Origin of the sequence: Streptomyces sp. NPDC005551, from assembly GCF_042871785.1 — a bacterium.
Lineage (GTDB): Bacteria > Actinomycetota > Actinomycetes > Streptomycetales > Streptomycetaceae > Streptomyces.
In genome coordinates, this window is record NZ_JBIAJE010000001.1 from 874528 (window position 1) to 893587 (window position 19060).

Consider the following 19060-nt stretch of genomic DNA (forward strand, 5'->3'; position numbering starts at 1 on the left):
GGATATGCGTTTGCCCGGCGGGCCCGGCGCCCCGGACAATGCCTGACCATGGGACACCTCGAAGCCGCACATCTTGAGTACTACCTCCCCGACGGGAGGCCGCTGCTCGGCGATGTGTCGTTCCGGGTGGGGGAAGGCTCCGTCGTGGCCCTCGTCGGCCCGAACGGCGCGGGGAAGACGACCCTGCTGCGCCTGATCTCCGGAGAGCTGAAACCGCACGGCGGGACGGTCACCGTGACCGGCGGCCTCGGTGTGATGCGCCAGTTCGTCGGCTCGGTGCGGGACGAGACGACCGTCCGTGAACTGCTGGTGTCCGTGGCGCCGCCGCGCATCCGCGAGGCCGCCCGGGCGGTCGACGTCGCCGAGCACGGGATCATGACCGTCGACGACGAGGCCGCCCAGCTGAAGTACGCGCAGGCCCTCTCCGACTGGGCCGAGGTCCGCGGGTACGAGTCCGAGACGCTCTGGGACATCTGCACCATGGCGGCGCTCGGCGTGCCCTACGAGAAGGCGCAGTGGCGTCAGGTGCGGACGCTGTCCGGAGGCGAGCAGAAGCGGCTCGTGCTGGAGGCGCTGCTGCGCGGCACCGACGAGGTACTGCTCCTCGACGAGCCGGACAACTACCTCGACGTCCCCGGCAAGCGCTGGCTGGAGGAGCGGCTCAAGGAGACCCGCAAGACGGTCCTCTTCGTCTCCCACGACCGTGAACTGCTCGCCCGCGCCGCCGAGAAGATCGTGAGCGTCGAGCCCAGCCCCACCGGTGCGGACGCCTGGGTGCACGGCGGCGGTTTCGCGACGTACCACGAGGCACGCCGGGAGCGCTTCGCCCGCTTCGAGGAACTGCGGCGCCGCTGGGACGAGAAGCACGCCCAGCTGAAGAAGCTCGTGCTGAACCTGCGTCAGGCGGCTTCCATCAGCCACGAGTTGGCGTCCCGGTACGCGGCGGCGCAGACCCGGCTGCGGAAGTTCGAGGAGGCCGGCCCGCCGCCGGAGCCGCCGCGCGAGCAGGACATCAGGATGAGGCTGCACGGCGGCCGGACCGGCGTCCGGGCCGTCACCTGCAAGGGACTCGAACTGACCGGCCTGATGAAGCCCTTCGACCTGGAGATCTTCTACGGGGAACGGGTCGCGGTGCTGGGATCCAACGGCTCGGGCAAGTCGCACTTCCTGCGCCTGCTCGCCGGCGGGGACGTGGCGCACACGGGCGAGTGGAAGCTCGGCGCCCGCGTCGTACCGGGCCACTTCGCGCAGACGCACGCCCACCCCGAGCTGGCGGGCCGCCCCCTGCTCGACATCCTGTGGACCGAGCACGCGCAGGACCGGGGTGCCGCCATGTCCAGGCTGCGCCGCTACGAGCTGACCGCCCAGGCCGAGCAGCGCTTCGAGAAGCTGTCCGGCGGGCAGCAGGCCCGTTTCCAGATCCTGCTCCTGGAACTGGAGGGCTCCACGGCGCTGCTCCTTGACGAGCCCACCGACAACCTCGACCTCGAGTCGGCGGAGGCTCTTCAGGAGGGTCTCGAGGCGTACGACGGGACGGTGCTGTCGGTCACCCACGACCGCTGGTTCGCCCGGTCCTTCGACCGCTATCTCGTCTTCGGGTCGGACGGCCGGGTACGGGAGACGGCCGAGCCGGTGTGGGACGAGCGCCGGGTGGAGCGGGCCCGGTAGCTCCACGGAGGCCGTGGGCCCGGGATCTTCGTAGAGTGGAGAGGACAGGTGAGTTCCACGGCTCCCTCCCACAGGCCGCTCGGGGTGGTGCCGGCCGGGCGGGCACCCGGACCGCACCGGAGGATCACGACGACGATCGGGGTACCGCGATGACCGGAGTCGACCCGGGCCGGCTGGACGACCAGCAGCTGATGAGAGAGCTGGAGACGATCCACCGCACGCGCCACGACACGCTCCTGCACGGTTCCAACGACGCACTGCGGATCCACAACGAGCGCATGGCGCAACTCGAGGGCGAGTACCTGCGCCGCCACCCGCGTCGCCCGATCACGCCCGGCCGCACCCGGGAGGGCGCCCGGGAGCGCTGAACCGCGCCCACGTGCTGAGACGCGTGTCGCCGCCGACCCGCACGCCGGGGCACCGGCTTCGTGACCGTGCCGACCCGTATGGCGACGCGCTGACACGTGCGACGCGACCCGTGGCCGGGCCCTTCGCGGGGCCCGGCCACGGGTCGCGGCACGTCGGGGGAGTCTCAGGCGGTCTTCCGCGGCCCCTTCGCGAACTCGGCGAGGAAAGCCTCGTCGAAGGCCTTGAGATCGTCCGGCTTGCGGCTGGTGACCAGGGTGTTCGGCCCGTGGTCGCAGATCTGCACCTGCTCGTCGACCCAGGTGCCGCCCGCGTTGGTGATGTCCGTGCGCAGGCTGGGCCACGAGGTCAGCACACGTCCGGAGACGACGTCCGCCTCGACCAGGGTCCACGGCGCGTGGCAGATCGCGGCGACCGGGCGGCCCGAGTCGAAGAAGTCGCGTACGAAGGACACCGCCCGCTCCTCCATCCGCAGGGCGTCCGGGTTGGCCACGCCGCCCGGCAGGACCAGTCCGTCGAAGGAGTCGGCGGACACGTCGCCGACGACCTCGTCCACGGGGAAGGTGTCCGCCTTGTCGAGGTGGTTGAAGGCCTGGATCTCGCCCGGCTCCGTCGAGACCAGGACGGGCTCGTGACCCGCGTCGGTCACCGCCTGCCAGGGGTCGGTCAGTTCGATCTGCTCGACGCCCTCCGGCGCCACCAGGAACGCGATGCGCATGGTGTTCGGTCTCCTTTCCCGGCCCGGGGGCGGACCGCGTGCGCGGCCCGCACCGTCAGCCGGTGTCCGCCGCCCGCGGGCGGCGCGGTGCTTCCTCGTCGGTCCCGGGCCGCCGCGGCGGCCCGGTGTGCACAACCGCCTCGTCGCGTACCCGTCCGTCCGGGGACGACACATCCGCCGGCGGCGGCCCGGATGATCACTCCCCGCGCTTGCCGTGGCCCGGCAGGAATTCCTGGACCTTGGCCTTGAGGCCCTGGCGGATCATGGCGCCGCGGTCGGCGTCGCCCTTCAGGACGGCGGCCGCGGTGGACTCCATCTGCTCCCAGGTGGCGTGCGGCGGAATGGGCGGCACCGCGGGGTCGGTGAGGAACTCGATCACCGCCGGGCCGTCCGCCTCCAGTCCCGCGCGCCAGGCCGCCTCGACGTCCTCCGGCTTCTCCACCCGGATACCGGTCAGCCCCAGGGAGCGGGCGAAGGAGGCGTACTGCACGTCGGGCAGCTCCTGCGAGGGCAGGAACGAGGGGGCTCCGCCCATGGCCCGCAGTTCCCAGGTGACCTGGTTCAGGTCGCGGTTGTTCCACACGCCCACGACCAGCCGCGGGTCCTGCCAGCGGTCCCGGTACTTCGCGGCCGTGATCAGCTCGGCCAGCCCGTTCATCTGCATCGCCCCGTCCCCGACGAGCGCGACCACGGGCCGGTCCGGGTGGGCGAACTTCGCGCCGATCGCGTACGGCACAGCGCAGCCCATCGTCGCCAGGGTGCCGGAGAGGGACGAACGCATACCGGACCGCATCGTGAGATGACGGGCGTACCAGTTGGACGTCGACCCGGAGTCGGACGTGACGATCGCGTTGTCGGGCAGCAGCGGGTCCAGGGCCCGTGCGACGTACTCCGGGTTGATCGGGTCGGCCGACTGCTCGGCCCGGCGCCGCATCACCTCACGCCAGCGCGTGACGTTCGCGCAGACCGTGTCGTACCACTCGCGGCCCCGGCCCGGGTTCAGCAGCGGGATGAGCCGCTCCAGTGTCGCCTTCGCGTCGCCGACCAGATTCACCTCGTACGGATAACGCATCCCGATCATGTGCGGGTCGAGCTCGATCTGCACGGCTCGCGCCTTGCCGAACTCCGGCAGGAACTGCGAGTACGGGAAGGACGACCCGATGGTCAGCAAGGTGTCGCAGTCGCGCATCAACTCGTACGAGGGGCGCGTGCCGAGCAGGCCGATCGACCCGGTGACATAGGGGAGTTCGTCGCTCAGCGCGTCCTTGCCGAGCAGGGCCTTGGCGACTCCGGCGCCGAGCAGCTCGGCGACCCGCTCCACCTCCGCGCGCGCCCCCGCCGCGCCCTGGCCGATCAGGATCGCCGTCCTCTCACCGGAGTTGAGGACCTCGGCGGCCCGCTCCAGGGACTCCTGCGAGGGGACCGTGGACCACGAACCGAAGTCCAGGCTGGAGGGGACCATCTTGAACTCGTGCGTGGGCGGCGCGTAGTCGAGCTCCTGCACGTCACCGGGGATGATCACGGCGGTGGGGGCGCGGCGCGCGTAGGCGGTGCGGATCGCGCGGTCCAGGACGTTCGGCAGCTGCTCGGGGACGGTCACCGTCTCCACGAAGTCCGACGCGACGTCCTTGAAGAGCGTGTGGAGGTCGACCTCCTGCTGGTACGAGCCGCCCATCGCGCTGCGGTGGGTCTGGCCGACGATCGCCAGCACCGGGACATGGTCGAGCTTGGCGTCGTACAGCCCGTTCAGCAGATGGATCGCACCCGGCCCGGACGTGGCCGCGCACACGCCCAGCCGGCCGCTGAACTTGGCGTATCCCACCGCCTGGAACGCGGACATCTCCTCGTGCCGCGACTGGACGAACCGCGGCTGGTCCTCCGCCCTGCCCCAGGCCGCCAGCAGGCCGTTGATGCCGTCCCCGGGATAGCCGAAGACCTGTTCCACGCCCCACTCGCGCAAACGCTCGAGGACGTGATCGGCGACCTTCTTGCTCATGACCGGACCTCCCGAAGAAAAGGGGTACAGACGTACCGCCTACCGAGTCACCACCCCTCACCCGCGAAAACCTGCGGGTGTTTGCCGCGCAGGACTCGGGGCAGGCGCGTCTCAGTGCTTCGGACAGGAGGCACGTCCGTGGGAGCGAACGAACCGCGCCCCGGGTGTTTCCGTCCGGCGCACGGGCGCGCTCCCACGGTGACTGTCCATCTCAGGCACCCCTCAAGGGAGTTGCGACACACCATGCGAAGCCAAGCGAGCGTGAAGCACCACCCGCACGACGACGCACCCGACACCGCCGAGGCATTCCGCAGACTCGCCGCGCTCCCCGCGGGCCGGCAGCGTGACGCACTCAGGGACCGGATCGTCGAAGCCTGGCTGCCGATGGCCGAACGGCTGGCGGGGCGGTTCCGCAGTCGCGGCGAGAGCTACGAGGACCTGCGCCAGGTCGCGGCACTCGGACTCGTCAAGGCCGTCGACCGGTACGACCCCGATCTCGGCAACGCCTTCGAGAGCTACGCCGTTCCCACCATCACCGGCGAGATCAAGCGGCACTTCCGCGATCACATGTGGACCCTGCACGTGCCGCGCCGCGTCCAGGATCTGCGCAACCGTGTGCGGTTCGCCGGCCAGGACCTCTCGCAGACCATCACCGGCCGCAGGCCCACCGTCGCCGAGATCGCCGAGCACGCCCGGATGAGCGAGGAGGAGGCGCTGACCGGCCTCGAGGCGCTGGAAAGCTTCACGGCGCTCTCCCTCGACGCCGAGCTGTCGGGCGGCGAGGACGGCTACTCGCTCAGCGACGCCCTCGGCTCGCCCGACCCGGCGCTGGACACGGTCATCGACCGGGAGGCCGTCAAGCCCCGCCTGCAGGCGCTGCCGGAGCGGGAGCGCGCCATCCTCTACATGCGGTTCTTCAACGACATGACACAGAGCCGCATCGCCGACGAGCTCGGCATCTCGCAGATGCACGTGTCGCGGCTGATCAGCCGCTGCTGCAGCCGGCTGCGGGAGCAGATCATGCGCGACGCCGCTTAGCGATCCGCCGGGCCGACCGGGTGGCGAGGCGCGGGTGTGCCGCGCCTCGCTCTCGCGTGCCACCCACGCGGGCACGGGACCGACCTGAAGCGGGCCGCACCCACGCGGGCGCTGGGCCGGCCTGAAGCCGGCCGCACCTGAACGAAGGCGGCAACCAGCCGGACACCGCGAGGGCGAACAAACCTGCACCCCTGACCCTCGCTCCGCGGACGGGACCCGCGCCCCGCCTTCCGGCCGGCGCCGTCCGCGTCCGCCCGCGCGCCCGCGTCGGGAGCCCGCCGCAGGCCGTCGCTGGCGAGGCGCGGGTGGGTCGCCCTCGTGTGGCTGTCAGGGTGTCGTCGCCCGGTGGGTGAGTCGGCGCCGCCGGGTCGCTCGCCTTCCGGTGTACCGGTCGCCGCGCACCCCTGTCGGTGCGGCGGGTTCCGGACCGCTTCCGCGGTCTCGGCGAGGGCCCCGTGTCCCCCGTCCGGTGGCTCGGGTAGCGCGAATGGTCCCGGTGGCGAGCGGGGCGGCGTCGGCGGGGCTGTCATGGGTCTGGGGGCACGACGGCCGTGCCCTCACCGGAGACCGGCTGAAGGAGCCCTTCCCATGCGCCGTACCGCCCGTGTCCTGTCCGCCACCGCCCTGGCCAGTGCCGCCCTGGGTGCATTCGCCTCGGCCGCGTTCGCGGACCCGGCCGCGGAGGGCGGTCCCCGTACCGTCGCCCCGGGCGCGGTCACCGCCCCCGTGGCCCGCGAGGAAACCGCCGCGAGCGCACCCCCACCCATCGACGCGGGCCCGGAGGGCTACGAGGACCGCCGGGCCGGGCCGTACCCGGTAGCCGCCGACGAGGGGGGACCGGCCCCCGCATTCGGCCCGGCCGCGCCCCCGCCCGTCGCGGACGTGAATCCGCGGGCCGTGGGCCCGGACGCCGCGGAAGCGGGAACCGCGAGCGGCGGCGCGGACGAGGTGGGCCCCGGCGACGTCGGGCCGGACGCCGTGGGGCCGGACGCCGTGCGGCCCGAGGACGTCGGCCCCGGCGTCGGCGACCTCGGCGGTGTGGGACCGGACGCGGTCGGGCCGGACTCCGTACCCGAGGGGGTGGGGCCCGAGGGCCGCAGTCCCGCGCCCGACGAGCGCCAGCCCTCCCGCGACGGCGCGGCCCGCGACGGCGCCACCCAGGACAGCGGCACCCGCGACGGCACCGCCTCCCGCAGTCCCGGCGAGGACCCCGCCGTCGGCTCCCGGCGCGGCGTGCGCGCCGGAGAGGGCGGCGCCTTCACCGACTCGCTCCCGGCGCTGATCGCCGGCGGCGTCCTGATCGCCGGCGCGGTCGGCGCCGCCGCCTACCGGCTGCGGAGCGGGGGCCCCGCCGGCCGCCGCCGCTGAACCTGTGACGGGCGCGACCGGACGGTCACCCATGGCCCCTGGGGTCCCGGGGTAGGGAGATGCCCAGGGCGACGAACGTACGGGACCGGTCACCGGCCACGGGCGAGGACAGGGCACGGCACCACGGACTGCGCGGAGGCACGTATGCGGCGGACGTACCCGGAGGGGCACGGTCCCGTTCGCTACGGCCCGCCCCTGCCCGGTCAGGGTCTGCCCCTGCTGCCCGGACTCTCCGACGTGCTCGCCGCGTCCGCCGGCCGGGCAGGCGCCGAACCCGCGGGCGGCGGTCCCGCGCTGCTCGACGCCGCCTGCGGCTACTGGGACCGGCGCGGACTGCCCGCCGGTCCCGACCGGGTGGCCGCCTCGCCCGGCGCCCCCTCCCTGCTGCTCGCGCTGACCGCTGCGGTCGGCGGCGACGTCCTGCTGCCGCGGCCGTGCGCCGCCTGGTGGACCCCGCAGACCCGGCTCCTGGGGAGATCCGCGTTCCATGTGGCGACCCCCGCGGAGTGCGGCGGCGTCCCGGACCCGTACGCGCTCCTGGAGACCGTGCGCAGAGTCCGCGCCGAGGGCGGCGACCCGCGGCTGCTCGTACTCTCCGTCGCCGACGACCCCACGGCCACGGTCGCGCCGCCCGAGACCGTCCACGAGGCCGTGGAGGCCGCCGTCGGCGAGGGCCTGCACGTGATCAGCGACGAGACCTGGCGCGACACCCTGCACCAGCCCCTCGACACCGTGTTCCTCAGCCCCGCCGAGATGCTGCCGGACGAGGTCACCGTCCTCACCGACCTCTCCGGGCCCTTCCTGCCGCTCGGCTGGCCCGCCGCGGTCGCCCGCCTCCCCGGCACCCCGTACGGCTCCGCGCTGCGCGCCCGCGTCCTCGACGTGCTGACCGCGCTCGGCGCCCGGCTCGCCGACCCCATCGCCGCGGCGGCGGCGTACGCGCTCGCGGAACCCGGCAAGGTCACCGAACGGCTCACCGCGGCGGCCCGACTGCACGCGGCCGTGGCGGGCGCCGTGCACCGGGCCGTGGTCGACGCGGGCGCCCTCGCCAGGCCGCCGCGGGCCGGCCGGCACCTCTACGTGGACCTCGGCCCGCTGCGCGACCCGCTCGCCGGCCGGGGTGTCGGCGACGCCCAGGAGCTGGAGGACCATCTCACCGCCCGCCTCGGTCACCCCGCGCCGGGCGGCCACCGTTTCGGTGACGACCTGGCGGCGCTCCGGGTGCGACTGTCCACCGGTCCACTGCTCGGTACGACGGCACAGGAGCGCGAGGAATGCCTCACGTCACCCTCGCCGTTGGAACTGCCGCACGTGCAACGCGCGTTGACCCACCTGGGTGTGGCCTTCGACGAACTACGCGACGACGCTCAGCGATGGGAGCCTCCTCGATGACGCAGCAGTCCGAATCGACCACGACGACCCCGCAGGACACCGAAGGTTCGGCCTCCGCGCCGCGCCCGGCCGCCGGGCCGCCGCCCGCGCTCACCCCCCACGAGGCTCTCGAATCCCTCGCCCCCCACGAAGTCCTCGTCCTGCACGGGAGGCGCGAGACACCCGCGCCGCCCGCCGAGCCGCGTCCGCTCGGCGAACGGCGGTCCTGGCCGCGGTCCTTCGCCGACCGGCTCACCGCGCCGCTGCCCGGACTGCGTGCCTTCGCGCGCTTCGCCCGCGAGGGCGCGCTGCGTCCCGACGCCGACGGCCTCGCCGACGTCCCCCGGCTGCCGTACGCACCGGGCCCGCTGCCCCGGGTGGACGCCCGCACGGTCGCCGTCTCCTGGGCGGGGCACGCGAGTTGGGTGATCCGGATAGGCGGGCTCACCGTCCTCACCGACCCCGTCTGGTCCCGCAGGATCCTCGGGACCCCGGCCCGCGTCACGCCCGTCGGAGTGCCCTGGAGCGCGCTGCCCCGCGTCGACGCGGTCGTCATCAGCCACAACCACTACGACCACCTGGACGCCCCGACGCTGCGCCGGCTGCCGCGCGACACACCCGTGTTCGTGCCGGCCGGGCTCGCCCGCTGGTTCAGGCGCCGCCGGTTCACCGCGGTCACCGAGCTGGACTGGTGGGAGGCGGCCGAACTGGACGGCGTCCGCTTCGACTTCGTCCCCTCCCACCACTGGTCCAAGCGCAGCCTGACCGACACCTGCCGCACCCTGTGGGGCGGCTGGGTCCTGACGGACGGCGACGGACAGCGCGTGTACTTCGCGGGCGACACCGGCTACGGCCACTGGTTCTCCCGCATCGGCCGGCGTCACCCCGGCATCGACCTCGCGCTGCTGCCCATCGGCGCGTACGAGCCCCGCTGGTGGCTCCGCGACGTCCACTGCGACCCGGAGGAGGCGGTGCGGGCCGCCGTCGACCTCGGCGCGCGCCGCATGGCGCCCATGCACTGGGGCACCTTCGTCCTCTCGGCGGAACCCGTGCTCGAACCGCTCACCCGGGTGCGGGCGGCCTGGGAGAAGGCGGGCCTGGACCGGGACGACCTGTGGGACCTGCCGGTGGGCGGCTCACGCGTACTGACGGAACCACCGGTCCCGGACGCCCCGCGAACCGGCCCGACGCGCACGGCAGGCACGGGAGGCACGGGAGGCACGGGAGGCACGGGAGACTAGTTCGCCCCGCGGACCCGGCGCCACAGTGCGGGTGCCGCGCCCACCAGCACCGTCAGGACGACGGCCGCCACCACGCCCTCCCAGGGCTCCTCGAAGAGGGAACCGCCCAGGATGCCGATGAGCTGGTAGGTGACCGTCCAGGCGAGACAGGCCGGGAGGTCACCGCGGGCGAAGGTGCGCAGGGGCATCTTCGCCATCAGGCAGGCGAGCATCACCGGGATACGGCCGGCCGGGACCAGCCGGGACAGCACCAGGACGGCGACGCCGTGGTCGTCCAGCTTCCGCTGGGCCTGCGCGAGGCGCTCCTCGGGGGCACGGTCGCGAAGGGCCGCCAGCCAGCGCGAGCCGTTCTTCGAGTACGTGCCCCGCCTGCCGAGCCAGTACAGCGAGATGTCGCCGAGGAACGCCGCGAGCGACGCCACTCCGAAGACCAGCGCCAGCGAGAACGGCGACGTCTGGTGGAAGGCCACCACCGCCGCGGAGCTGACCAGCGCCCCCGTCGGCACGACCGGCACCAGCGCGCCGATCAGCACCAGCAGGAACAGCGACGGATAGCCGAGCGCCTGCTGCGTGGACTCGGGCGGGACCGTCGCACCGGCCGTGCCCGCCGCGGACAGGACGACCGCGGACCGGAGGATCACCGGGCGACCTCCGGCCGTATGCTCTCGCCGTGCCCGAGCCGGTGCACCGCGACCCCCGGCGCGCACTCCGCCGCCCGGCGCACGAACTCCTCACCCGGCGTGTGGAATTCGTGGGGGCGCACAGCGTCCATCCCGATCGGCCAGTACGTGCCGTAGTGCACCGGCACCGCGGTGCGCGGCGCCAGCTCCGCCAGCGCCCGGGCGGCGCGCGCGGGATTCATGTGCCCCTCGCCGAGGAACGGCCCCCAGCCGCCGACCGGCAGCAACGCCACGTCGACCGCGCCGACGTCCGCTGCCATCGAGTCGAACAGATCGGTGTCCCCCGCGAAGTACGTCCGCGCCTCGCCCTCGATCACGAAACCGAGCGCGGGCGCCCGGTGCGGCCCGACCGGCAGCCGCCGCCCGTCGTGCGCCGCGTGCACCACCCGGACGTGCAGTCCGTCCAGCCGGACCCGGTCTCCCGGCGCGACTTCGGTGAGGCGGAGGTGACGAAGCCCGCGCAGTCCCGAAACCACCCGCGGCGCCCCGCGCGGCACCAGCACCCGCGTCCCCGGCTCCAGGCGTGCCAGCGAGGGAACGTGCAGGTGGTCGGCGTGCAGGTGCGAGATCAGGACGGCGTCCGCGACCGCGGCCTCCGCCGGGGGCGGCGCCCCGGCGCGGCGCCGCAGATGCGCGAGCCTGCGCGCGAACAGCGGGTCCGTGAGCACGCGTGTTCCCGAGTCCTCCACCGTGCAGGTGGCGTGACCCCACCAGGTGATCTCCACCGGCACTCCCTTTGCCTCCTTCGCGCGACTCCCCCCGAGCCTACGGGCAGGAGTAGGGTCGGCGGCGAAACCCGGAGGTGAGGGGAGACGCGCGCGTGCCGCGGCCCACGTCCTCCGCTTCGTTCGAGCAGGGGGGAGCCCCTTGGTGCGTGTCACGGCGATCGCCAGTCTGACGCCGCTGGAGGAGCTGGACGCGGATCCGTTCCTCGTCGACTCCCGCAGCCAGCACGCGATGTGCGCCCGCTGGGCCGCGGAGCGCGGCTACGTCGTCACCCGCGAACTCCTCGTCGGCGGACTGCGCTCCGACCACTGCGCGCTGTGGGACGACGTCGAGGCGGGCCTCGTCGACCTGTTCGTCGCGCCCAGCCGCCGCGTCCTGGAGCGCGCCCTCGCCTCCGCCGACGAGTTCGCCGCCGAGTGCGCGAGGCGCGGGGTGCGGGTCGAGACGGTCGGCCGCGCCGAACCCTCCTACGACGCCCGGATGAAGGCCAGCGTGCACCGCCGCCTGTCGATGCCGACGGCGGGCTACGACGGCCGCTGAGCCGCGCCGCCGGTACCGGCGCCGCTGAGCCGCGCCGCCGGTACCGGGGCCCCCGCCCGGGACCGCTCCACGGGTGACATCCGGGCCGCTCCGGGCGTTGTGACAGGCTGGGAGGCGAGGCGGCCCGCGCACCGGGCGGGCCGTGAGGGCTCGCGTTCCGGCGGGTCGGGACGCAAAGGTGGCTGGGCGTGGGCGGCGGGCGTTGGCGGAGCGTGCTGAGCGGGGTGTGGCGGAGCGTCACCGTCTGGGCCGCGTCCACGGTCACGATGCTCGTGCTCGCCGGGGCGCTGCCCGACTTCCAGCTCCAGTCGGACACCGGGGACAGCGCGACCCGGATCGCGCTCACCGCGGCGGCCGGCGCCGGGGTCTTCGGACTGCTGTCGTCGCTGGTCTGGCCGCTGCTCGTCCGGGCGCTGCTCCTCGTGCCCGCCCTCGTGCTCGGACTGCTGGTCTTCTTCCTCAACGGTTCCCTGCTGCTGATCGCCCTGCGGATCAACCCCTCGGGACGGGGCGAGGCGGCCCCCGAGACCGCCGTGGTGGTCGCCGCCGTGATGTCGGCCGTCGCCTCGGCCACCGGCGCCGCCCTCGTCGTACGGGACGACGACGCGTACCGGCGCAGGCTCTACCGCCTCGCGGACCGGCGGCGGCGGGCGTCCGGCCGGACGGGCCCCTCCACTCCCGGCACCGTCCTCCTCCAGCTCGACGGCGTCGGCCACGACGTGCTGGAGGAGGCTGTGCGCAAGGGCGTCATGCCTGCCGTGGCCGAGTGGCTCGGCGCGCGCCCGGCCGCCGCGCGCAGGATCCCGCCGCGAGCCGGCCGCGGACCCACCCACCGGCTCACCGCCTGGCGCACCGACTGGTCCAGCCAGACCGGCGCCAGCCAGCTCGGCATCCTGCACGGCACCAACCACGACGTCCCCGCCTTCCGCTGGTACGAGAAGGACCGCGGCGAGGTGATGGTGTGCAACCGCCCCTCCAGCGCCGCCGAACTGCAGCGCCGGGCGGTCGAGCACACCGGTGACGCGGGCCTGCTCGCCTTCGACGGCGCCAGCCGGGGCAACCTCTTCAGCGGCGGCGCCGAACAGCTCGCGCTGGTGCTGTCCATGGCGGCCAGGCGAGGCCGCGGCAACCGCTCCCGGGCGGGCTACTTCGCGTACTTCAGCGACCCGGCCAACGCCGTGCGGACCGCCATCTCGTTCGTCGCCGAGGTCTTCCGGGAGGTCGGCCAGTCCACGCGGGCCCGCGTCCGCAAGCGCAGGCCCCGCGTCAAGCGCGGCGGGCTGTACCCGTTCATCCGGGCCTTCGCGACCGTCGTCGAGCGGGACGTCGTGGTCGCGGCCGTCATCGGCGACATGCTCGCCGGCCGTGCCGCGGTCTACGCGGACCTGGTGGCCTACGACGAGGTGGCGCACCACTCCGGGCCGCGCAGCCGTGACGCCGAGCGGGTCCTGGAGCGGCTCGACCGTTCGCTCGCGCTGATCGCCAAGGTGGCCGAGCACGCACCGCGGCCGTACCGGATCGTGCTGCTCTCCGACCACGGCCAGAGCCCGGGGGAGACCTTCCTGACCCGGTACGGGCTGACCCTCGGCAGTCTGGTGCGGGCCGGCTGCGGCCTGCCCGTGCCGCGCCGGGCACGGCGCACCCACAGCGGCGCCGAGGCGCGGTCCGCCGTGCGGGCCGCGCTGCGCAGGCCGGTCGAGGAGGACGCGGAGCAGTACCGTCCCTCGTACCGCCGCGCGGAGCCCCTCGTGCTGGCGTCCGGGAACCTCGGGCTCGTCTCCTTCCCGGACGTGCCGCACCGGATGAGCCGGGAGGAGATCGACCGCCGTCACCCCGCGCTGCTGTCCACGCTCGCCAACCATCCCGGCATCGGCTTCGTGCTCGTCCGGAGCGAGGAGCACGGCGGCCTCGTCCTCGGGGCGCACGGCGCCGAGGCGCCCGTGGACGAGCTGAGCGACGCACACCCCGGTCCGCTCGTCGACTTCGGGCCGGGCGCCGCCGCAGCCGTGCGGCGCACGCACGCGTTCCCGCACGCTGCCGACATCATGGTCAACTCCTGGTACGACCCGCAGGAGGGCGAAGTCCTCGCCTTCGAGGAGCAGATCGGTTCGCACGGCGGGCTCGGCGGGGACCAGGGGCGTCCTTTCCTGATGTCGCCGGTGACGCTCTCCGCGCCGGTCGAGGACGGCGGCGAGCTGGTCGGCGCCGAGCAGGTCCACCGCGTACTGCGGCGGTGGCTGCGGGAGTCCGACGGTCCCCGGGTGCCGCGGGCGGCCCGGCGGAAGGACCGGCGGGCCGTGTGACGGCGCGCTGCCTGGCCACTTCGCCGGGGGCGCGTCACGCAGTGCCTCCCCGGAAGCCCCGCGTGCAACCCGGCGTTCACCGTCGTTCCCGCCCGGATACCGGAGTTGCCGCTCAGTCTCGCGACCGTGCGGCCGGTCTTTCTCGTCACCCGAGCCGGAGTGTGATCGGATAGGGGTCACGCAAACCCGGGAACGGGACCCCACCCGAAAGGACTCACCGTGGCAACCACGCGCTCCGCACACACCGTGTGGGAAGGCAGCCTGTTCAAGGGCAACGGCGTCGTCACCTTCGACTCCTCCGGCAGCATCGGGGAGCAGCCGGTGTCCTGGGCGTCGCGCGCCGAGGAGGCGAACGGCAAGACCAGCCCCGAGGAGCTGATCGCCGCCGCCCACTCCAGCTGCTTCTCCATGGCCTTCTCGAACATCCTCGACAAGGCCGGCACGCCCCCGACCAGGCTGGTCACCTCCGCCGACGTCTCCTTCCAGCCCGGCGAGGGCATCACCGGCATCCACCTCACGGTCGAGGGCACCGTGCCGGGCATCGACGAGGCGGCCTTCGTCGCCGCCGCCGAGGACGCCAAGGTCAACTGCCCGGTCAGCCAGGCGCTCACCGGCACGACGATCACGGTGTCCGCCAAGCTCGCCTGATCCCCGCACGCACGAGATGCCGCGTCCCTCGCACGGGGCGCGGCATCGTCGTGTCCGGGTACGCGGCATTGACAGATCCGCACTCGAGTTCTGAGCTGCAGAGGGGAAGGGCCGGGGCGGAAGGGGACGGACATGGCACGTGCGGTCGGGATCGATTTAGGTACCACGAACTCGGTGGTGGCCGTCCTGGAGGGCGGTGATGCCACCGTCGTCGCCAACGCCGAGGGCCAGCGCACCACGCCCTCCGTGGTGGCCTTCGCGAAGAACGGCGAGGTGCTCGTCGGTGAGGTCGCCAAGCGGCAGACGGTCACGAACGTGGAGCGCACCGCGCGCTCGGTGAAGCGGTACATGGGCGACACCGCCTGGCGTTTTCCGGACCGGGGAGACATCGACGGCACCCGCTACCGGGCACAGGAGCTGTCGGCGCGCGTCCTGCAGAAGCTGAAGCGGGACGCGGAGTCCTACCTGGGCGAGGACGTCACCGACGCCGTGATCACCGTGCCCGCGTACTTCGACGACGCCCAGCGCCAGGCCACCAAGGAGGCCGGTGAGATCGCGGGCCTCACGGTGCTGCGGATCGTCAACGAGCCGACGGCCGCGGCCCTCGCGTACGGGCTGGACCGGGGCGAGGCGCAGACCGTCCTGGTGTTCGACCTGGGCGGCGGCACCTTCGACGTCTCGCTCCTGGAGATCGGTGACGGCGTCATCGAGGTCAAGGCCACCAACGGCGACACCCGGCTCGGCGGCGACGACTGGGACCAGCGGATCGTCGACCACCTGGTCACGCGTTTCAAGAACTCGTACGGCGTCGATCTCGCCCTGGACAAGATGGCGCTGCAACGCCTGCGCGAGGGCGCCGAGAAGGCCAAGATCGAGCTGTCCGGTTCCTCCGAGACCACCGTCAGCCTGCCCTACGTCACGGCCTCCGACCAAGGCCCGCTGCACCTGGACGAGAAGCTGACGCGCGCGCGGTTCCAGGAGCTGACGGCCGATCTGCTCGACCGCTGCCGCACCCCCTTCCACCAGGCGGTCACGGACGCGGGGGTGGAGCTGTCCGCGGTCGACCACGTCATCCTGGTCGGCGGCTCCACCCGGATGCCCGCCGTGACCGACCTGGTGAGGGAGCTCACCGGCAAGGACCCGCACAAGGGCGTCAACCCGGACGAGGTCGTGGCCGCCGGCGCGGCACTCCAGGCCGGTGTCATCCGCGGTGACGTCAAGGACGTCCTGCTGCTCGACGTCACCCCGCTGTCCCTCGGCATCGAGACCAAGGGCGGCATCATGACCACACTGATCGAGCGCAACACGACCATTCCCACCCGGCGTTCGGAGATCTTCACGACGGCCGCCGACAGCCAGCCCTCGGTGGGGATCCAGGTGTTCCAGGGCGAGCGCGAGATCGCGGCGTACAACAAGAAGCTCGGCGTGTTCGACCTGACCGGGCTGCCGCCCGCGCCGCGCGGGGTTCCGCAGATCGAGGTCGCCTTCGACATCGACGCCAACGGCATCATGCACGTCTCCGCGAAGGACCTCGCCACGGGACGCGAGCAGAGGATGACGGTGACCGGGGGATCGGCGCTGCCCAAGGACGACATCGACCGCATGATGCGCGAGGCCGAGCAGTACGCGGACGAGGACCGCAGGCGCCGCGAGGGGGCCGAGACCCGCAACCAGGCCGAGCAACTCGTGTACCGGACCGAGAAGTTCGTCCGGGACAACGAGGAACGCGTACCCGCCGCCACGAAGGCGGAGGTCGGCTCGGCGGTCGCCGGACTCAAGGATCTGCTGTCCGGTTCGGCCGACACGAACGCGCTGCGGGTCGGCGTGGAGAAGCTGGCCTCGGTCAGCCGGCAGATGGGCCAGGCCATGTACGCGCAGGCCCAGCAGCAGTCACCGTCGCGGCAGTCACCGTCCCAGCAGCCGCAGGAGCAGACCGGTGAGCCAGCGCCCGCGGACGAGGACGGCGTGGTGGACGCCGAGATCGTCGACGACGACGGCGGGAACGGATCGGAGGGGAACGGCGACGACGGCAGGGGCGGCGGGGAAGGCACGGCCCGGGGCTGAACCGGGCGTGATCCGGGCGCCGCCGGGCGGCTCAGTAGCGCTCGCGATACGTCCGCAGCAGCGCCTTGGTCCGCTCGGCGGAGGCCGCCCGCGCCGACATGTGGTCCAGCACCTCCAGATGATGGGCCACCTCCTGGCGCGAGTCGAGATAGAGGGCACCGGTCAGGTACTCGCTGTAGACCATGTCGGGCAGCTCGGGCTCCGCGAAACGGAACAGCGTGAAGGACGTGTAGGTCCCCGGATGCGGGCCGGCCGCGTACTCGGCGATCTGGAGCGTGATCTCGTCGTTCTCGGTCGCCTCGACAAGCCGGTCGATCTGGTCGCGCATGACCTCGCCGCGGGTGCTCACGGGACGCCGCAGCACCGTCTCGTCCATGATCACCCAGAAGCGGGGCGGCTGTTCGCGGGTGAGCAGCTTCTGGCGGGTCATGCGCAGGGTGACATACCGCTCGACGGCCGCGGGGTCACTCTGTCCGACGGTCCCGGCCTCCATGACGGCGCGCGCGTAGTCCTCGGTCTGGAGCAGCCCGGGCACGAAGTGCGGCTCGTACGACCGGATCATCCGGGCGGCGCCCTCCAGGCTGATGTGCATGCTGAACCAGTCCGGCAGCACGTCGTGGAACCGCTGCCACCACCCCGCCCGGTTCGCCTCCTCGGCCAGCGCGACGAAGCCCGCCACCTCGGCCTCCGGCACGCCGTACGTCGCCAACAGCACCTGGAGGTACGGGATTTTGAGCGCGACCTCGGCCGTCTCCATGCGCCGTACGGTCGCCGGGGCCACGCGCAGCACGCGCGCCGCCTCCTCGCGTTTCAGGCCGGCCGCCTCCCGCAGTTCCTGGAGCCGCCTGCCGAGCACCACCTGACCCACGGTGGGCGCAGGACGCCGCTCACTCAACGCCACGCCTCCCCTACGCGTCGAAGCCCGGATGCAGTGTGCCATGTTCCGCTGCCACTCTCAGCGCTCACGGAGCCTTCCCTGTCACACCCCCACCGCACACCCCCACCGCGCCCGTTGTCGCGGCCGGCTTCGCGCTGTTCCAGCACCCCGCGCCGACGGCACGTCAGGGCACGAGCGTGCGCAGGTACTTGACCGTGGCGGGGTCGGCCGGGAGCAGCGTCTCGATGGCCAGCTCGGAGACGGTCACGTCCATGGGGGTGTTGAAGGTGGAGATGGAGGAGATGAAGGACAGCGTCCGGCCCTCGTGCTCGATCCGCATCGGCAGCGCGAAGTACGGCACCGGCTCGGCCGGTTCGACCACGTCGGTGTCCTCGGACGCGGGCACCGGGTAGGCCGCGACCTCCTCGTACAGCTCCCGCAGCGGCCGCGAGCGGTGCAGGGCGACCTGCCGTCCCGCCTGGGCGAGCAGGTGCCCGCGCCACTCGCGGAGGTTGCGGATGCGTGGGGCCAGGCCCTCCGGGTGCAGGGTCAGCCGCAGCGCGTTCAGCGGTTGTGTCAGCAGTGACTCGGGGATGTCGCCGAGCAGCATCATGACGCCCCGGTTCGCCGCGACGACGTTGTACATCGCGTCCACCACGAGCGCCGGGTAGGGCTCGTAGCCCTGGATGAGGCGCTCCATGCCCTCGCGCAGCGCGTCCAGGGCCGGGTCGTCCAGCGGGGTCTGCGGGTAGTGGGGCGCGTAACCGGCCGCCAGCAGCAGTGCGTTGCGTTCCCGCACGGGCACGTCCAGATGCTCCGCCAGCCTGAGCACCAGCTCCTCGCTGGGCCTGGAACGCCCTGTCTCGACGAAGCTGATGTGCCGGGCCGAGGACCCCGCCCGCAGGGCCAGCTCCAGCTGGCTCACCCGCCGTTGCTCCCGCCAGCCCCGCAGCAGCGGGCCGACGCCTCCTTGCGGAGCGGTGGTCGGGGGCACGGCGGCGTCGGACGTGACTCGGGTCATGGGAGGACCGTAGTCGAGGGATGCGCGCGAACGACTCGTGCGCCGCGCGATCCCGCGGCCGGCCGCACTCCTGTGGCAGGCTCGGGGAAACACCCCAGCGGGTGCCCGCCGTACGGAAGGACCGAGGTCATGGCCGTCGAGCCGTTGTCGCCGAAAGAGATCGAGGACCGTCTGGCGGAGCTGCCGGGCTGGTCGCTGGAGGGAGACCGGATCGCCCGCTCCTACCGGCTCGGCTCGCACTTCGCGGCGACGGCGATGGTCGTGCACATCGCCCAGGTGCAGGAGGAACTCGACCACCACTCCGACCTCACACTGGGCTACGACACGGTCTCCCTGACCGTGAACACGCACAGCGTCGGCGGTGCGGTCACCGCCCTCGACTTCGGACTCGCCCGCCGGGTGGAGGAACTGGCCGCGGCGCACGATGCGAGCTGA

General features: G+C 73.3%; 17 protein-coding genes. 11 read left to right on the plus strand and 6 right to left on the minus strand.

The features are described from left to right. The first annotated feature begins 48 nt into the window (after positions 1-48). Together ACFYP4_RS03885 and ACFYP4_RS03890 are read left to right on the plus strand one after the other, a co-directional pair. Positions 49-1668, plus strand: a complete 1620-nt coding sequence (locus ACFYP4_RS03885) for an ATP-binding cassette domain-containing protein (RefSeq protein ID WP_358854580.1) — start codon at positions 49-51, stop codon at positions 1666-1668. 149 nt (positions 1669-1817) lie between these two features. Further along, positions 1818-2036: a DUF6158 family protein gene (locus ACFYP4_RS03890; RefSeq protein ID WP_358854579.1), complete on the plus strand. Its 219-nt coding sequence runs from the start codon at positions 1818-1820 to the stop codon at positions 2034-2036. Between the two features lie 164 nt (positions 2037-2200). Here the strand turns inward: ACFYP4_RS03890 and ACFYP4_RS03895 are convergent, their stop codons facing one another. Beyond that, positions 2201-2752: a type 1 glutamine amidotransferase domain-containing protein gene (locus ACFYP4_RS03895; protein ID WP_388782522.1), complete on the minus strand. Its 552-nt coding sequence runs from the start codon at positions 2750-2752 to the stop codon at positions 2201-2203. 196 nt (positions 2753-2948) lie between these two features. Further along, positions 2949-4748 carry a thiamine pyrophosphate-requiring protein gene (locus ACFYP4_RS03900; RefSeq protein ID WP_388782525.1) on the minus strand — a complete coding sequence of 600 codons (1800 nt, stop codon included), beginning with the start codon at positions 4746-4748 and terminating at the stop codon, positions 2949-2951. Between the two features lie 243 nt (positions 4749-4991). Here ACFYP4_RS03900 and ACFYP4_RS03905 point away from each other — a divergent pair, with 243 nt between their 5' ends. The 4 genes from ACFYP4_RS03905 (at position 4992) to ACFYP4_RS03920 (ending at position 9766) form a co-directional block, all read left to right on the plus strand. Next, a complete protein-coding gene (locus ACFYP4_RS03905; protein ID WP_358855403.1) occupies positions 4992-5786 on the plus strand; it encodes an RNA polymerase sigma factor SigF in 795 nt (264 codons plus the stop codon). A 588-nt stretch (positions 5787-6374) separates the two neighbouring features. Continuing rightward, entirely contained in the window at positions 6375-7154 is a 780-nt protein-coding gene (locus ACFYP4_RS03910) for a hypothetical protein (protein WP_358855404.1), read from the plus strand. A 144-nt stretch (positions 7155-7298) separates the two neighbouring features. Next, positions 7299-8546 (plus strand): aminotransferase class I/II-fold pyridoxal phosphate-dependent enzyme, encoded by a 1248-nt coding sequence (locus tag ACFYP4_RS03915; RefSeq protein ID WP_388782529.1) that lies wholly within the window; start codon positions 7299-7301, stop codon positions 8544-8546. Next, positions 8543-9766 (plus strand): MBL fold metallo-hydrolase, encoded by a 1224-nt coding sequence (locus ACFYP4_RS03920; protein ID WP_388782532.1) that lies wholly within the window; start codon positions 8543-8545, stop codon positions 9764-9766. Before ACFYP4_RS03915 ends, ACFYP4_RS03920 begins: the two co-directional genes overlap by 4 nt. Here ACFYP4_RS03920 and ACFYP4_RS03925 read toward each other — a convergent pair. Together ACFYP4_RS03925 and ACFYP4_RS03930 are read right to left on the minus strand one after the other, a co-directional pair. Further along, positions 9763-10407 carry a DedA family protein gene (locus ACFYP4_RS03925; protein WP_388782535.1) on the minus strand — a complete coding sequence of 215 codons (645 nt, stop codon included), beginning with the start codon at positions 10405-10407 and terminating at the stop codon, positions 9763-9765. The two genes, ACFYP4_RS03920 and ACFYP4_RS03925, sit on opposite strands and share 4 nt — an antisense overlap. After that, the gene (locus ACFYP4_RS03930; RefSeq protein WP_358855408.1) at positions 10404-11177 is read right to left on the minus strand and encodes an MBL fold metallo-hydrolase; all 774 of its coding nucleotides are present in this window, start codon (positions 11175-11177) and stop codon (positions 10404-10406) included. Before ACFYP4_RS03930 ends, ACFYP4_RS03925 begins: the two co-directional genes overlap by 4 nt. Before the next feature lie 136 nt (positions 11178-11313). On the opposite strand from ACFYP4_RS03930, the gene ACFYP4_RS03935 reads away from it, so the two are divergent. The 4 genes from ACFYP4_RS03935 (at position 11314) to dnaK (ending at position 16727) form a co-directional block, all read left to right on the plus strand. Then, positions 11314-11712, plus strand: coding sequence for a hypothetical protein (locus tag ACFYP4_RS03935; RefSeq protein WP_358855409.1), 399 nt, complete (start codon positions 11314-11316; stop codon positions 11710-11712). A 188-nt stretch (positions 11713-11900) separates the two neighbouring features. Next, the gene (locus tag ACFYP4_RS03940; RefSeq protein WP_388782540.1) at positions 11901-14015 is read left to right on the plus strand and encodes an alkaline phosphatase family protein; all 2115 of its coding nucleotides are present in this window, start codon (positions 11901-11903) and stop codon (positions 14013-14015) included. A gap of 219 nt (positions 14016-14234) precedes the next feature. Continuing rightward, positions 14235-14663: an OsmC family peroxiredoxin gene (locus ACFYP4_RS03945; RefSeq protein ID WP_358855411.1), complete on the plus strand. Its 429-nt coding sequence runs from the start codon at positions 14235-14237 to the stop codon at positions 14661-14663. A 132-nt stretch (positions 14664-14795) separates the two neighbouring features. Then, complete coding sequence (dnaK, locus tag ACFYP4_RS03950; protein ID WP_358855412.1) at positions 14796-16727, plus strand: molecular chaperone DnaK; 1932 nt, start codon at positions 14796-14798, stop codon at positions 16725-16727. A 31-nt stretch (positions 16728-16758) separates the two neighbouring features. On the opposite strand, the gene ACFYP4_RS03955 is transcribed toward dnaK, so the two are convergent. Then, a complete protein-coding gene (locus ACFYP4_RS03955) occupies positions 16759-17622 on the minus strand; it encodes a helix-turn-helix transcriptional regulator (RefSeq protein WP_358855413.1) in 864 nt (287 codons plus the stop codon). Positions 17623-17788: 166 nt separating this feature from the next. Next, on the minus strand, positions 17789-18625 hold the full coding sequence (locus ACFYP4_RS03960) for a helix-turn-helix transcriptional regulator (protein ID WP_358855414.1): 837 nt from the start codon (positions 18623-18625) through the stop codon (positions 17789-17791). 129 nt (positions 18626-18754) lie between these two features. Here ACFYP4_RS03960 and ACFYP4_RS03965 point away from each other — a divergent pair, with 129 nt between their 5' ends. Next, positions 18755-19060, plus strand: coding sequence for a 4a-hydroxytetrahydrobiopterin dehydratase (locus ACFYP4_RS03965; protein ID WP_388782544.1), 306 nt, complete (start codon positions 18755-18757; stop codon positions 19058-19060).

Excerpts from the sequence above, each read along its gene's own strand:
- ACFYP4_RS03885 (WP_358854580.1), top strand. The coding sequence starts at position 49 with ATGGGACACCTCGAAGCCGCACATCTTGAGTACTACCTCCCCGACGGG.
- ACFYP4_RS03890 (WP_358854579.1), top strand. The coding sequence starts at position 1,818 with ATGACCGGAGTCGACCCGGGCCGGCTGGACGACCAGCAGCTGATGAGA.
- ACFYP4_RS03895 (WP_388782522.1), bottom strand. The coding sequence starts at position 2,752 with ATGCGCATCGCGTTCCTGGTGGCGCCGGAGGGCGTCGAGCAGATCGAA.
- ACFYP4_RS03900 (WP_388782525.1), bottom strand. The coding sequence starts at position 4,748 with ATGAGCAAGAAGGTCGCCGATCACGTCCTCGAGCGTTTGCGCGAGTGG.
- ACFYP4_RS03905 (WP_358855403.1), top strand. The coding sequence starts at position 4,992 with ATGCGAAGCCAAGCGAGCGTGAAGCACCACCCGCACGACGACGCACCC.
- ACFYP4_RS03910 (WP_358855404.1), top strand. The coding sequence starts at position 6,375 with ATGCGCCGTACCGCCCGTGTCCTGTCCGCCACCGCCCTGGCCAGTGCC.
- ACFYP4_RS03915 (WP_388782529.1), top strand. The coding sequence starts at position 7,299 with ATGCGGCGGACGTACCCGGAGGGGCACGGTCCCGTTCGCTACGGCCCG.
- ACFYP4_RS03920 (WP_388782532.1), top strand. The coding sequence starts at position 8,543 with ATGACGCAGCAGTCCGAATCGACCACGACGACCCCGCAGGACACCGAA.
- dnaK (WP_358855412.1), top strand. The coding sequence starts at position 14,796 with ATGGCACGTGCGGTCGGGATCGATTTAGGTACCACGAACTCGGTGGTG.
- ACFYP4_RS03960 (WP_358855414.1), bottom strand. The coding sequence starts at position 18,625 with ATGACCCGAGTCACGTCCGACGCCGCCGTGCCCCCGACCACCGCTCCG.
- ACFYP4_RS03965 (WP_388782544.1), top strand. The coding sequence starts at position 18,755 with ATGGCCGTCGAGCCGTTGTCGCCGAAAGAGATCGAGGACCGTCTGGCG.